The following is a 14782-nucleotide window of genomic DNA, read 5'->3' as shown; positions in this document are numbered from 1 at the left end:
GATATCGGTTATTACTCTCAGCTTCTCAGTCGGCTTTTGCCGAATTAAAGCTGTTGAAGACTGCGTAACTTCAGTTAGGTTATAGTTTATTGGTGCAATTTTCGTTAGAATATGCGTTTGACTTGCTGAAATTTGTTATGATTTTAGCAATGGGTTTTTATTTGATTGTTGAGTTGTTTGTATTTTGTGTTTGGTAAGTTAGAATGATGATCATTAAAGTTTATCAGTCAGTCTATTGTGTTTTTTGTGGTTTATTGGTAAGTTAGGGAATAGACGTAATGTGATTGGATGTTACAACTACAATGATGGTTGTTCCTCATTGATGGAGTAGTGTATTGTGTCAGAATATATAGAAACTGATTTTCAAAATGCCATGTTTGTGTTTGAAACCGTCATGCGAGTCAGAAGTGCAGACATTGGCATCGGTCAGCATATGACGGTTGAGGCGATGGTTGGCTTGTTAGCAGAGGCACGTGCTAGATTTTTGTACTCTAAAGGCATTAAAGAAATTAATAATGATTATCATGGGGTGGTAATCACGGATGTGGCGACACATATTTTAAGCCGAGCAAGGGCGAGAGAGGAGTTGCTATTTGAGGTTGGTGTGCAAAATTTAAGTGATAAAGGTGGGGATTTTATCTTTAAAGTAACTCGCATGTATGATGGCTCAGTAGTGGCTCATGCAGTGATGGGATTTGTGGCGTATGATTATCGTCAAAACAAAGAAATCCCCATGAGTAAGGAGCTAAGAGAGGTTTTGGACATCAAACCTTTTGAGCTTTAGTGTAATAATATTGCCAAAGCACCCATGATTCAGGGTGCTTTTTTATTATTTTGAAAAGTTGCATAAAAGAGGCATAAGATGAGTTGGTTAGATAGTGTAAAATTTGACGAAAATGGCTTAATCCCTGCGATTGCTCAAGACCATACCACAGGGCGAGTGCTAATGATGGCGTGGATGAATCGTGAGTCACTACAGATGACCGCAGATATCAAGCAAGCGGTGTATTTTTCTCGCTCTCGCAATCAATTATGGCATAAAGGCGAAACGTCAGGACATTTTCAACAAGTGCATGAAATCCGCCTTGACTGCGATGCCGATGTCATCGTGCTATCCGTGACCCAGTTGGGTGGTATTGCCTGTCATACGGGGCGTGAGTCGTGTTTTTATCGCTTGCTCACCGATGATAATGGACAACATGACTGGACAGTGACCGATGCGGTGATTAAAGACCCACAAGCTATTTATGGTCAAAAGCATAATCAAAGTCATGGTGAACAGCATGGCGAAAAAACCGACAGCCAATCAACCGATGTTAAAACGCCTGCCAAAGATAACAATCTCAATCAGCAAGAGGTTTTAACCGCCTTAGATAACGTATTAGCCGAACGCAAACACGCCAGCCCAGATAGCTCGTATGTCGCAAGTCTATATCATAAAGGTATCAATAAAATTCTTGAAAAAGTCGGTGAAGAAGCCACCGAAGCGATTATCTCTGCCAAAGATACTCATCAAAATCCCACTGCAGACAATCAAGCGGATTTGATTTATGAAGTGGCGGACGTATGGTTTCATACAATGGTCACATTAGCGTGGTTTAATATCCCCTCTTCAAAAGTCATCGAAGAATTGGCACGGCGGTTTGGGTTGTCAGGTATTGATGAAAAAAATGCTCGGCAAGGGTGACATTGATTAAACACACCAACCTGTAAAAATTTATTGCACTGTAGGGGCGTATTGCATACCCCCAGTGGTTCGCATGTCAAAATAGGGCGTAAGCTTTACGCCCCTACAATTTTACAGATTTGGTGAATGTCATATTAGCCATAAAATTATCGTCACCAACGCAAAATATGCTAAAATCGACTGACGAACATATTAAGACTTTTCCAAAGTCTAAATTTTACATAATCTATCGTGGGTAACGCTGTACTAACCCACGCTACGAATGATTTAGGAAATGGTCTATTATCAAAACAAGGGGAATATCATGGGTAGTTTTTCAATCACACACTGGCTGATTTTAGCCGTTATCGTGGTCTTAGTATTTGGCACATCAAAGCTCAAAAATGCAGGCAAAGACTTGGGCGGTGCGGTCAAAGGCTTTAAAGATGCGGTGAAAGAAGAAAATCAAGAACATATCGAAAAAAACCGTGTGATTGAACATGAAACTGTTACCACAACCACCACGGTAAAAGATAAAACCAACGTTTAATCATTAAAAGTTTATCCTAATAAATTGAGTTTTCATGTTTGACATTGGTTTTTCTGAACTATTGATTTTTGGGGCAATCGCCTTAGTGGTGCTTGGCCCTGAAAAACTCCCCCAAGCGGTACGCACCGCAGGGCGTTATTACGCCAAATTTCGCCGTACCGTTGCTACGCTCCAATCCGAAATCGAAGCCGAGCTTGACCTTGCCGAAACTCGCAAACAAATGCAAGAAGAGTTTGCCAAAATCAAGCAAGCCGAAGACGACATGAAAAAGGAAATGGAAGCCCTGCGTGCCAGTATGCAAGAAATGCAACAACAGGGTAACGTGCCAAAGATGGAAACGGCTTTCAATCAACCTACTGCCATTAACACAGATTTGCCAAACGATTTACAAGCCGACCAAATCGCTCAAGAGTTGTCCCATGCGGTGCTATCAGCAACCAATCCGATGTACAATCAGTGGTTTTTATTGGGTGATTATGACCAAGCCAAACGCTTGCCAAATGCCCCATTTTTACCCAATTACCAAGCCGATACTTTGCTAAATCAATCCGCTACCTTAGCAACAGGGGGCATTGATGGCTAAATTGATTAAAACCAAAAAAACGCCTGAACAGCTTGAATACGACCGCCTTATGAATGACAAGGTAGATGAAGCGAAAGCTGAGGATACGCTTGCTGATATGCCGATTACCGAGCATTTGATTGAACTTCGCAAGCATATTATCCATATTTTTGGGGCTGTGATACTGATTTTCTTGGTGTTGGTAGGGTTTGCACGAGATATTTACGATATTTTCTCTGCACCTCTCGTGGGTTTGTTACCGCACAATTCGACCATGATTGCCACCGATATTACCTCGTCATTTCTTGCCCCTGTCAAGCTGACCTTGTATGTGGCGATGTTTTTGGCGATGCCGTATATTTTGTATCAGATTTGGTCGTTTGTCGCCCCTGCCCTGTATAAGCACGAAAAACGCCTTGCCATTCCTGTGCTGTTATCGTCAGTGGTGCTGTTTTATACTGGGATTGCGTTCGCCTATTATGTGGTACTCAAAAGCGTGTTGGCATTTTTTATCAAGTTTTCGCCTGATAGCGTGTTGCCGATGACGGATATCGAAAGCTATTTGAATTTTGTCCTCAAGCTGTTTTTGGTATTTGGAGCGACCTTTGAAATTCCTGTGTTGACCTTGCTATTGGTGTTGGCTGGCGTAGTGTCGGTTGAGCAGTTGGCGGATAAACGCCGTTATATTATCGTGGCGTGCTTTGGGGTGTCGGCAATTGTAACCCCACCCGATGGGCTTTCGATGGTGTTGTTGGCAATTCCGATGTGGTTGTTGTTTGAGTTGGGGTTGATTTTTGCTAGAGTTTTGGTGAAAGAGAAAAAGCTGATTGCGATTGAAAAAGAAAGTTTAGAAGGTTAAATTTTGATAATCGTAAGGTGTGTCATACACACCTTTAAACAAGCTGATTTTATTTAAGTGGTGCGTGAGACGCACCTTACATGAGCTAATTTTTTAGTGGTTCAAATGGATTTAACAATTCAATCCCCAATGGTTTAAAGTCTTTAATATTATCCGTCACCATAATCAATCCATGATTGACCGCTATTGCCCCTATCATCGAATCTCGCTCAGGTTTTGGATTTGGCACATGAAAACATAAACAAATCAATTTTTGACATTTCACCCAATACCATTATTTCCCCTTTTAATCCCAAAATTTGCTATCATATCCCCCCAATATTCACCGCAAAAAACCATGATAGCCAACCCCTTGAACACACAATCCCACACCACGCCACCACCCACGGACGAGCAACAACAAGCCCTAGCGACTGCCCTCACACGCCAGTCGTTCAAAGTCGTGGCGTATGCAGGGGCAGGCAAAACCACCACGTTAAATTTGATTGGCAATCACCTGCGTGGACGAGGGATGTACCTTGCGTTTAACAAAGCCATTGCCAGTGAAGCCCAACGCAAATTTGCCAGTCATATCGACTGTCGCACCTTTCACTCGTTAGCGTTTCGCCATACCGCTCGTGATATCACCGCCAAACTGCAACTGCCTCGGTTTTCGCCCAGTCGGCTTGCCTCGGATTTGCGGCTAAATCCTGTCCAAGTGAAACGCCAAATCGAGGGCAAAAGCCAATTTGTCACCCTCACGCCAGAGCGTCAAGCTCGCTTTGTGGCGGATGCAGTGGCGACTTTTTGTAGCACCCACGCCAGTTACCCTGCCCCTCGGCATCTTATTTTGCCCGATTGGGTAGCCCCTAGCGAAGCCGAGCAACTGCGAGATACGCTGTATCCCTTTGTGGAACGCCGTTGGCTACAGTCGATTGACCCTCGCCACCCTGCTGGGATTAGCCATGATATTTACCTCAAACTATGGGCGTTGTCCAAGCCTGTGATTCCTGCCGATTTTATCCTGTTTGATGAAGCCCAAGATGCTGACCCTTTGATGATGGGGATTTTGTCCAATCAGCCCAATCAAGTGATTTATGTCGGTGACGCTCATCAGCAGATTTATGAATGGCGTGGGGCGGTCAATGCCATGAAACGCTTGCCTTTGCCCCAAACCCTTTTGACCCAATCGTTTCGTTTTGGTGATAAAATCGCTGACGTTGCCAATGTGTTTTTAAAAGCCTTACAAGAGGACGTGCCGTTGCGTGGCAATCCCAATATGGCATCGAGTTTGGGCAAAAGTTTGGTACAAGGTAAAAAAGATGCCATTCTGTGCCGAACCAATGCCAGTGCGATGGTGAATCTGTTAAGTGGACTAAAAATGGGGCATAAAGTCGCCTTGCAAGCCGATACCGACCGTCTTCTCAAGTTTAGTCAATCTGCCGAACGCCTTAAAAAAGGGCAATCAGCGTATGGCGTGCCAGAGCTGGCGTATTTTAACAACTGGCGAGAGGTGCAAGAGTACAGCGAAACCAGTGAAGGCAGTGACCTTAAAACCTTGGTGAAGTTGGTCGATGACCACGGTACGGATACGCTCAATCAAGCGATTGGTAGTTTGTCAAATGTCGAACAGGCGGATTATATTATTTCCACCGCTCATAAGGCAAAGGGCTTGGAATGGGGGCGTGTGCAGATTGATGATGATTTTTATTATGATGTGACATCGCAAGCGGTGAAGATTTCACCCGAAGAATTACGCTTGCTGTATGTGGCGTGTACTCGTGCCAAAGTGAATTTGGATATTTTTCATATTCAAGATTTGATTAATGGATTGAAAGACAAGAAAGTGATTTATGGGTAAAGGTTAAGTTCACCACCACCCTACAAGGCTATAGTCGCCCACCACTTTCCGTTCTCCGTTCACTTGTGTAACCACTTTAAAGCCAATCGCACAATCAAAATGATAAATTGAGGTTATTCCACCGCACCAAATAAATCATTCAAGCTTTCCATCATGGTTGGATGGGTAAAGATATAATCACGCACATCCTGATAAGTCATGCCTTGTCGAATCGCTAAATCTGCAAAGTTAATCATTTCATGGGCTTCTGCACACAATAACTGTACGCCTAGAATTTTATCAGTTTTGACATCAATCACTGCTTTTAACAAGCCATCGGTTTGTTGCAGAATTTTGGCTTTCGGAATATTCACCGCATCAAGCGTGGCTGTTTTGACCGAATAACCTTGCTTAATCGCTTGTGCCTCGGTTAAACCTGTATTAGAAAGTGGCGGCATGGTAAACACAGCATAAGGGAAAGTACGGTCTTTGGTGGTATATTTGCCATCACCCAACACTTGATTTTTTACCACACGAAAATCATCTAATGAAATATAGGTAAATTGCGGTGAGCCTGCCACATCGCCCATGGCATAAATATGTGCTTGACTAGTTTGCAATTTTTCATTGACATCAATATAGCCTTTGTCATTTAGTTTAACGCCAGCCTTGTTCAAGTTAAGATGTTCAACATTGGCACGTCTGCCTGTTGCTACCAATACCGCATCACATTCAATTTCGCCATCTTGGGTTTTGACAATGCTAGTCGAATTTTTATCGCTGACTTTTTCGACTTTTTGAGCGGTTTTAACCTGAATATTTTTGCTCTTCATAATTTCAACCAGACAATCACGAATTTGCTCATCTTCTCTTGGTAAAAATACCTCACCTGTTTCTAAGATAGTCACTTTACTGCCAAAATTCGCCATGGTAAAGGCAAATTCTAAACCAATATAACCACCGCCAATAATCAGCAAATGTTTTGGTTTTTCAGTTAATTGCATCAAAGTGGTGCTGTCATAAATATGTTTGCTTTCTGCCAAACCATCAATCGGTGCTTGCCAGTTATATGCCCCTGTATTGATATAAATTTGTTTTGCGGTAATTGTTAATTCGCCATCGTCACCTTTGACCTGTACGGTATTGGCATCCATAAAATGTGCTTGACCTGTAATGACATCACAAGTATCAGCGACTTTTTTATAATTCGCTTGGTTAAGCTTGGCAGTTAACTGATTTTTTTCAGCCACGGCTTCCGCTAAATCGACTTTATCGGACAAAAATGACAGTTTTTTTGAGGGAATACAACCAATATTAATACAGGTTCCGCCATACATGTCGCTTGATTGCTCAATCAAAGCCACTGACTTACCTGCTTTTGCCAAAGTCACCGCAAGCGTTTTACCTGCTTTACCAAAGCCAACAATTAGATGCTCATAATGGGTCGATGCGGTCATATTTTTTTCCTATTGCTTAAAAAATTTGCAACCATTTTATCGGCTAATGCCCTGCTGACCAATAGGTAAGCAACCATCTTACCAACTTGGTTACGCAATACCAACAGGGTTTTAATGAGGGTAAAATAAGTTTACCCAACTGTCGATTAGATAACCGTGAAACGAAATAGCTGTTTTTATCCAATTGGTCTATAATGGCATTATTTTTCCAGTCGCTATCATGCCTTATCATACTACGCCAAATCCTCGCAAACCGCTCCAACCCAAGTCCCATCGCCCCGATTTTACCACGCCCCAAATCGTCCTCGCCCCTATGGAAGGCTTGACCGACCCTGTCATGCGTGACGTACTGACCTCAATCGGACACTACGACTGGACGGTAAGCGAGTTTATCCGTGTCACCCAAACCGTACTCCCTGCCCATGTCTTCTATAAATTCGTCCCAGAACTTTTACACGACAGCGAGTTAAATGGCGAAAGTTTAACAGGTAAAACTCGCCACGGTACACCAGTCCATGTTCAGCTATTGGGTAGCAATGCCGAGCTACTCGCCCATAATGCCGTCAAAGCAGTGGAACTTGGGGCATTGGCGATTGACCTAAATTTTGGTTGCCCTGCCAAAACCGTCAATAACCATCGAGGTGGTTCTGTGCTATTGACCGAACCTGAAACTGTGTACCAAATCATCCATGCAGTACGCCAAGCCGTACCGAGTGATACGCCTGTATCTGCCAAAATCCGTTTGGGGTATGAAGATACTTCGCTCACCCAAGAAATCGGCGATGCCGTACAATCTGCCAATGCAGATTGGCTTACCATTCATGCTCGCACCAAGACCCAAGGCTATAAACCGCCTGCCTATTGGGAACTCGTTGAGCCTCTTACGCAAAGGCTTTCTTTGCCGATTATCGCCAATGGTGAGATTTGGACGGTAGAACAAGCGATACGTTGCCGACAGCAAGCCAACACACCCCACATCATGCTAGGGCGTGGGGCGGTGACCAAGCCCGATTTGGTCAATTTAGTTAAGAGTTTTGATAAAGGTGAAAATTTAGAAGCGATGGCGTGGCAAGATTTATTTGCATTGCAAATCCAGTTTTTGCACGGCAATGCCAAAAGTGACAGTATGATAGTCTCACGCTACAAGCAATGGCTGGGTATGCTGACCCAAGGCTATAGCGAGGCGGAAAATCTGTGGCAAACTGCCAAACGAGTGAAAGGGCTGAATGAGATGTTGACATTATTAAATAAGCAAATGGCTACGAAATTATAGTCATTTAAATTAGGAGTAAGACAGTTTGGTAGGGGCGTATTGCATACGCCCAAAATTTTCAAAGCTCATTTCTGATTTAATTCACTGCTTCGCACAACAAGCCTAGTGAAGTGCAAGATTGCTACCCTTCTACAGGCTCAGGATGAGTGGTGTTAATTTTCATTTTGCTGAAAAAATGCCATTAATTCTCTATCCAACACCTCAAAATCCAACTCAATATCCGCATCCAAAAAAATCACCTCAATCCGATTGTCCACTTGGGGTTCGGTTGACGCAATATCCAATGAATCTGGGGTGAAATTCAGTGTTTGCCAATCGCTAACGCCATTGGGGGCAGTATGAATCACCGCCTTAATGCGTTGCCAGTTTGGCAGTTTTAGCAACCAATCCATCAACGTCACCATCACCACTGTCCATTCGTTCGGCAGTCGCCAACCCATGATTTGGTAGCTATTTTGAATATCATGGTAACGAAATGGCAGGGCAGGTTCGTCTATCGGTTCGGCTTCAGCTTGAGCGAGATTGCCAATTGCCGTTGGGCGAGGTTGGCTAAAACTGGCTAAACTCACTTGGCGATAATGCTGACGATTGGCAAGCACTTGGCTCGGACTGGCAAGGGCAGAGAGTAGGGCACTTTTGGTCGCCTCATCAAAGGTTAGCCCCTGTTGCCAAATGATAGTCGCAGTTGGATTATTGGCAGTCAGCCATTCGGTGAGTTGTTGGCGTTGGCTGTCGTCAAGGCTATCAAAGCGATTAACCACAATCACATCACAAAAACGCACGTGCGATTGATATCCCTCATGCTCACGGTAGCGAGGCTCAAGCCAATGGCGAGCGTTGACGATACTAATTGCCGATTTGAGGGCGAGGGTAGTTTGCCAATGCGGTGCGGAAAGCTGTTCAATCAGCTCTTTGGGGTGAGCCAGTCCTGTCGGTTCTATCCAAAGGCGGTCGGGTTTTTGTTCCGAAATCAGCCGAACAAGGGCGATTTGTAGCGGTAATTGACTGGTACAGCAGATACAACCGCCTGCCACTTGCCGAATTGCCAGTCCGCTATCGTTAGCATTTGGGTCATCATTGGCATTTTGGCTAGTTGGATTGGCGAATAGTTTTTCATCAATGCCGATTTGCCCTGCTTCATTGACAAGGATTGCCCATTTTTGTTCCGCTTTAAAAGCTTGAATACAGGCGTTAATAAAACTGGTTTTGCCAGAGCCTAAAAAGCCCATCACAAGGTGACAGGCGGTGTTGGTAATTAACATTAGCTTTCCGCCCCATCTGGCACAAAGCAATAACCCACGCCCCACACGGTTTGGATATAACGAGCCTGTGACGGATTATCCTCAATCAAACGGCGAAGTCGAGATACCTGCACATCAATCGAACGCTCCATCGCACCCCATTCACGCCCTCTTGCCAAGTTCATCAATTTATCACGAGTTAATGGCTCACGAGGGTGCTGTACCAAGGCTTTTAATACGCTAAATTCACCAGTCGTCAACGTCACCACATTGCCATCACGTTTTAGCGTGCGAGTGGATAAATCCAGCGTCCACGAGCCAAATTCCACCACTTCCATTTGCTGACTGGGGGCTCCGGGCAGTTCACGACTTTGACGGCGAAGCACCGCCTTGATACGAGCCAACAATTCTTTAGGATTAAAGGGTTTTGGCAAATAATCATCCGCCCCAGCGTCTAGCCCTGCAATACGGTCAGCGTCCGAGCCTTTGGCAGTCAACATAATAATTGGAATGTCTGAATTTTCGGCACGCAAGCGTTTACAAATGCTGATACCATCTTCATTTGGCAACATCAAATCCAACACAATCAGCGAAAATAGCTCACGTTGCAATAGCTTATCCATTTGACTGCCGTCATGGGCGGTACGCACCACATAGCCGTCATCTTCCAAAAAGCGTTGAAGCAAAGCACGCAGACGAGCATCATCATCTACCACCAAAATACGTTGACTGATGTCACCCGCATGAGTTGTGTCTTGGGTGGCCTCTGCAGTGGTATCGTCTTGCCCATTTGATGCTTGAAAGCTGATATCCGTGGTATAATTGGGGTCAAGCGGTTGGGACTCGGATGGGGTTTTGGTGATTTCATTACTTGTTGTGTCGTTCATTGTCATATCCTCGGTAAAATTGTTCTTCCTAAATCATGCGTTCCTAATGGCTAAATTGTAACAAATTTTAAGCAAAATAGCGATTTTGCTTTGCCATTCGGATGCTATTATCATTTAAATTAGAAATATGAATGTAGGACTTACGCTGTTTTAACGTTTCCGTTCGTGGTGAGCTTGTCGAACCATAGGAAACGTTACCCTTCAACAAGCTCAGGGCGAACGTTTCTACTATTTTTGCGTAAGTCCTAGAATGATTCTGCAGGGGCATATTATATAAGTTATATAAGCCCAAAATTTTAAGTTAGTGTTTCTAATTTAAAACGTTATAAAACATACGAATATTAAAACAAACATTGATGATTTTTGCTGTAGTGATTTTGCTAAAAAACCCTACTGTTTTTTAGCATTTGTCCAATAATTCCGCTAATTTTGGCTAAAGTTACAACAAGATGTTGCTTTAAATACGTTTTACCTATTATCTTTTTGTGATGTTTTGTTATAATGCGTTAACCCATTTTGCTGAAAATTGGCAAAATGATTGGGTAAGGCTCTGTTAATACAGAATTTTGCTTGTTCATTCAAAACCTAACGATGACGATAAAAGTATGACAACCAATACTAACGTAACCGAAGACGTGCTTTCACAAGAAGTACAAAATCAAATTTATCAAAAATTGGCAACCGAACTTGGCATCAAACCAGCCCAAGTCACGGCGTTTGTCAAATTGTATGATGAGGGTGCGACCATTCCGTTTATTGCCCGTTATCGTAAAGAGCAAACCCAAGGGCTAGACGATACCCAATTGCGACAACTCGAAAAATCGCTGAATTATGAACGAGATATGGCAAGTCGCCGTGATAAAATCATCGAGCTATTGACCTCACAAGGCAAATTGACTGATGAGCTATCCGAGCGTATCGCCAACGCCACCTCCAAACTTGAGCTAGAAGACATCTACTTACCGTATCGCCCACGTCGCCGTTCACTAGCGACCCAAGCCAAAGAAGCAGGGCTAGAACCCATCGCTTTATCGGTGTTGCATGACAATATCAGCCCAGCCCAAGCCCTAGCTAGCTTCCAAGTACCAGAACCAACCGTCAATGACAATGGTGAAACCGAAGTGTCGCCTTTTGCCGATATGGATAAACAATTGGCAGGGATTGGAGCGATTATCATTGATGAATGGACGCAAGACCTTGATTTATTGGATAAATTACGCAAAGGTTTTGGCAAAACTGCCCAAATTCACAGCTTGTTGGTGAGCGAAGAAAAACGAGAGGTGGGCGAAAAGTTCAAAGATTACTTTGACCATGCCGAAAGTCTTGCTCGCTTGCCAAATCACCGCTTGCTAGCCATGCTTCGAGGTCGCCAAGACAACGTGTTAAGCATTGCCATTGAAGGCGAAGATACGCCATTTATTGAGCAAATTAATCAGCGTTTTGCCATCACTCAAGCCGAGCCAAGCGACCGCCAAGCCCTATTATTAGACCTTGCCAAAAAATTATGGCAAGACAAATGGCGACCGCATATCGAACATCGTCTATTGACCGAAAAACGCCTTGAAGCCGAGTCAGCAGCGATTGACGTATTTGCCAATAATTTACAGCACCTCCTTATGTCTGCCCCCGCAGGACAAAAAGTGATTTTGGGCGTTGACCCAGGGATTCGTCATGGGGTCAAAATGGCAGTGGTTGACAGCCTAGGTCATGTGGCAAAATCAGCCACTGGCGACTCTGCCACAGCGACCGTATATCCGTTTGCCCCAGACAACAAAGTCAGCGAAGCCAAAACCGTGATTTTGGGCTTATTGACCGAGTATAATGTGGACTTAATCGCCATCGGTAACGGCACAGCCAGCCGAGAAACTGACGCATTAATCAAAGAAATTTTAGCCGAAAATCCTACGGTTAAAGCCGTGCCAGTCGTGGTCAACGAATCAGGGGCTTCGGTGTATTCTGCCAGTGAATTGGCAAGCCAAGAACTCAGCCAACTGGACGTATCCATTCGTGGGGCGGTGTCGATTGCACGCCGTTTGCAAGACCCCTTGTCGGAGCTAGTCAAAGTTGACCCCAAAGCCATTGGCGTGGGGCAGTATCAGCACGATGTCAACCAAACCCAACTTGCCGATAGCCTTGATAAAGTCACCCAAGACTGCGTGAATGCTGTGGGTGTCGATGTCAATACCGCAAGCCCTGCGATTTTGGCACACATTGCAGGTCTAAACACCAATGTCGCCCAACAAATCGTCAACTACCGTAACGACCACGGTGCATTTGCCAACCGTGAACAACTCAAAAACGTCCCTCGCCTTGGAGCAAAAACCTTTGAGCAAGCCGCAGGTTTCTTGCGGATTCGTGGCGGCGATGAGCCGTTAGACGCTACAGGCTTGCACCCAGAAAATTATGAATTGGTCAAAAATTGGCTCGCCCAAGCAGGCAAAACCCTTGCCGATGTCCTAGGCAATGACAGTGTTCTAAACAGCATGGACAGTCGCCTATTGACCGCTTCTAATGATGATGCCCTAAACGATGCTGAAGCAGATGACGGTCAAATTAACCACGGTCAAATTCAAGCGATGGCAATCAAACAAGAACTTGCCAAACCAGCCCACGACCCACGCCCAACCTTTAAAACTGCCCAATTCCGTGACGATGTCAATAGTATCAATGACTTGTCAATCGGTATGGAACTTGAAGGCGTGGTCACCAATGTCACCAGTTTTGGGGCATTCGTGGATGTCGGCGTACACCAAGATGGTTTGGTGCATATTTCAGAAATGGGCAATGAATTTATCACCGACCCACTCAATCATGTCAAACCCAGCGACATTGTTAAAGTGCGAGTGATTACCCTTGATACCGAGCGTAAACGCATTGGTTTTAGCATGAAAACAGCGGTCACTGCCAATACCCAAGCCACAAAATCCGCCGATAAAAATACCGCTGATACGGCTGATAAAAATCTTGATAAAGCCAAACGAGCCAATAAAACCGAGCGTCCACTTGACGACAAAAAACGCTCACGCACCAGCGATAGCAAAGCTGACCGTCAATCGACCTCGCCTCGCAACTCGTCACGCAAAGAAGCCAATACACAGGATAAACCTGAAAAAATTGGCAGTTTAGGGGCATTATTGGCACAAGCAGGATTGAAAAAAGCCAAATAATTGACCTTTTCTAGGACTTACATTTTTATGCTTGTAGCGTGGGATAGCAAAGCGTTACCCACGTTTAGCTTCAATAATCGTGGGTAACGGCTTCACCTAACCACACGCTACCCATCATTTTTGCGTAAGTGTTATTTCTACATCACTTTTCTAAAGATTGTGTATCATTGTTTAAGTATTGTTGCTAATTTATTCGCTATAAAACACTAGGTCTGAAAAGAAAACACCCCATGAGCCACCATTTACTGCCTGTTTTGCTCAAAGCCACACGCCCACGGACGTATCCGCTTGCCATTGCAGGAATTATCGTGGCAAATGCCTTAGCCTACTCTAAAATTGGGAGTTTTACCGCCCACAACTGGCAGGTTTTTGGCTTAAGTCTTTGGGTAGCATTGGGACTACAGATTTTATCCAACCTTGCCAACGATTACGGCGATGGGGTCAAAGGCACAGACGACCACCGTACCGACCGCCAAACCGCCCAAGGTAACCTCAACCACCGCACCCTTAAAGCCATTATCATCAGTTGGGCAATCTTTATTTTTGGCTGTGGGGTAGGGTTACTCTATCTTAGTTTTGACAATATTTTAGAAATCCTAATCTTTTTAGCATTTGGTATCATCGCCATTATCGCCGCCATCGCTTATACCATGGGCAAACGCCCCTACGGTTACCATGCCAAAGGCGAACTGGCAGTATTTATATTTTTTGGCTTACTCAACGTCTTAGGAGGCTTGTATCTACAAACCCAATTTATTCGAGTATCCGATGCCATCATGTCTGTGGTGGTAGGCTTGCTTTGCACCTGTGTCTTGATGATAAACAACATGCGTGACATCGACACCGACCAACACAGCCAAAAAAACACCCTAGCTGTCCACTTCGGCAAAGACAAAATCAGCCAATACTATCGCTTTATCCTACTTACCGCCTACTTCTTGATTGCGACCTTTGCTGTACTACGCCAAAACTTCTACCTACTCAGCGTTTGCGTCATGGCTTACCCTGTCAGTCGACATCTCAAAGTCGTACGCCAATACAGCGATGAATTAATTATCCCCAATCAGCTAGCCCCCCAACTTAAAGCCATCGTTATCATCACCTTGGTTACTTGCCTATTAATAGCCATCAATATTGTGCTATTTAATCGTAATAAAATTATATAAAAATAATATTAAAAACAATTACTTGTAAAATATTCTTGAAATTATTTAAAATAAACCCAAAAAACCTCTTGACGTCCCATATAAAAAGCGTATAATACGCACACACCGAACGGCACTAAGCATAAAAAACTTAGC

The 14782-nt window shown here is 44.1% G+C and carries 13 protein-coding genes; 9 read left to right on the top strand and 4 right to left on the bottom strand.

Annotation, left to right across the window (positions count from 1 at the left end):
* Window positions 1-337 precede the first annotated feature (337 nt).
* The 5 genes from ACK1U4_RS11855 to tatC all read left to right on the top strand — a co-directional run bounded on the left by ACK1U4_RS11855 (window position 338) and on the right by tatC (window position 3637).
* A complete protein-coding gene (locus tag ACK1U4_RS11855) occupies window positions 338-784 on the top strand; it encodes an acyl-CoA thioesterase (protein WP_419401950.1) in 447 nt (148 codons plus the stop codon).
* A 78-nt stretch (window positions 785-862) separates the two neighbouring features.
* Complete coding sequence (gene hisIE, locus ACK1U4_RS11850; RefSeq protein WP_419401949.1) at window positions 863-1687, top strand: bifunctional phosphoribosyl-AMP cyclohydrolase/phosphoribosyl-ATP diphosphatase HisIE; 825 nt, start codon at window positions 863-865, stop codon at window positions 1685-1687.
* Window positions 1688-1991: 304 nt separating this feature from the next.
* The gene (tatA, locus tag ACK1U4_RS11845) at window positions 1992-2216 is read left to right on the top strand and encodes a Sec-independent protein translocase subunit TatA (protein ID WP_419401948.1); all 225 of its coding nucleotides are present in this window, start codon (window positions 1992-1994) and stop codon (window positions 2214-2216) included.
* Window positions 2217-2250: 34 nt separating this feature from the next.
* The gene (tatB, locus tag ACK1U4_RS11840; protein WP_419401947.1) at window positions 2251-2799 is read left to right on the top strand and encodes a Sec-independent protein translocase protein TatB; all 549 of its coding nucleotides are present in this window, start codon (window positions 2251-2253) and stop codon (window positions 2797-2799) included.
* A 49-nt stretch (window positions 2800-2848) separates the two neighbouring features.
* Window positions 2849-3637, top strand: coding sequence for a twin-arginine translocase subunit TatC (tatC, locus tag ACK1U4_RS11835; RefSeq protein WP_419401951.1), 789 nt, complete (start codon window positions 2849-2851; stop codon window positions 3635-3637).
* A gap of 85 nt (window positions 3638-3722) precedes the next feature.
* Here the strand turns inward: tatC and ACK1U4_RS11830 are convergent, their stop codons facing one another.
* Window positions 3723-3866, bottom strand: a complete 144-nt coding sequence (locus ACK1U4_RS11830) for a hypothetical protein (RefSeq protein WP_419401946.1) — start codon at window positions 3864-3866, stop codon at window positions 3723-3725.
* A gap of 123 nt (window positions 3867-3989) precedes the next feature.
* Between ACK1U4_RS11830 and ACK1U4_RS11825 the strand changes: the two genes are divergently transcribed.
* The gene (locus ACK1U4_RS11825) at window positions 3990-5477 is read left to right on the top strand and encodes a UvrD-helicase domain-containing protein (RefSeq protein WP_419401945.1); all 1488 of its coding nucleotides are present in this window, start codon (window positions 3990-3992) and stop codon (window positions 5475-5477) included.
* A gap of 113 nt (window positions 5478-5590) precedes the next feature.
* Here the strand turns inward: ACK1U4_RS11825 and ACK1U4_RS11820 are convergent, their stop codons facing one another.
* On the bottom strand, window positions 5591-6913 hold the full coding sequence (locus tag ACK1U4_RS11820; RefSeq protein WP_419401944.1) for an FAD-dependent oxidoreductase: 1323 nt from the start codon (window positions 6911-6913) through the stop codon (window positions 5591-5593).
* Between the two features lie 220 nt (window positions 6914-7133).
* On the opposite strand from ACK1U4_RS11820, the gene ACK1U4_RS11815 reads away from it, so the two are divergent.
* Window positions 7134-8186: a tRNA dihydrouridine synthase gene (locus tag ACK1U4_RS11815; RefSeq protein WP_419401943.1), complete on the top strand. Its 1053-nt coding sequence runs from the start codon at window positions 7134-7136 to the stop codon at window positions 8184-8186.
* 152 nt (window positions 8187-8338) lie between these two features.
* Here the strand turns inward: ACK1U4_RS11815 and ACK1U4_RS11810 are convergent, their stop codons facing one another.
* Complete coding sequence (locus tag ACK1U4_RS11810) at window positions 8339-9448, bottom strand: CobW family GTP-binding protein (RefSeq protein WP_419401942.1); 1110 nt, start codon at window positions 9446-9448, stop codon at window positions 8339-8341.
* Entirely contained in the window at window positions 9448-10314 is an 867-nt protein-coding gene (gene ompR, locus ACK1U4_RS11805) for a two-component system response regulator OmpR (RefSeq protein ID WP_419401941.1), read from the bottom strand. Before ompR ends, ACK1U4_RS11810 begins: the two co-directional genes overlap by 1 nt.
* 605 nt (window positions 10315-10919) lie before the next feature.
* Between ompR and ACK1U4_RS11800 the strand changes: the two genes are divergently transcribed.
* A complete protein-coding gene (locus ACK1U4_RS11800; protein WP_419401940.1) occupies window positions 10920-13481 on the top strand; it encodes a Tex-like N-terminal domain-containing protein in 2562 nt (853 codons plus the stop codon).
* Window positions 13482-13711: 230 nt separating this feature from the next.
* Window positions 13712-14647: a 1,4-dihydroxy-2-naphthoate octaprenyltransferase gene (menA, locus tag ACK1U4_RS11795; protein WP_419401939.1), complete on the top strand. Its 936-nt coding sequence runs from the start codon at window positions 13712-13714 to the stop codon at window positions 14645-14647.
* Window positions 14648-14782: the final 135 nt, after the last annotated feature.

This window comes from Moraxella sp. TY6 (assembly GCF_048551375.1).
Classification (GTDB): domain Bacteria; phylum Pseudomonadota; class Gammaproteobacteria; order Pseudomonadales; family Moraxellaceae; genus Faucicola.
This window is presented reverse-complemented; position numbering and strand designations above follow the sequence as displayed.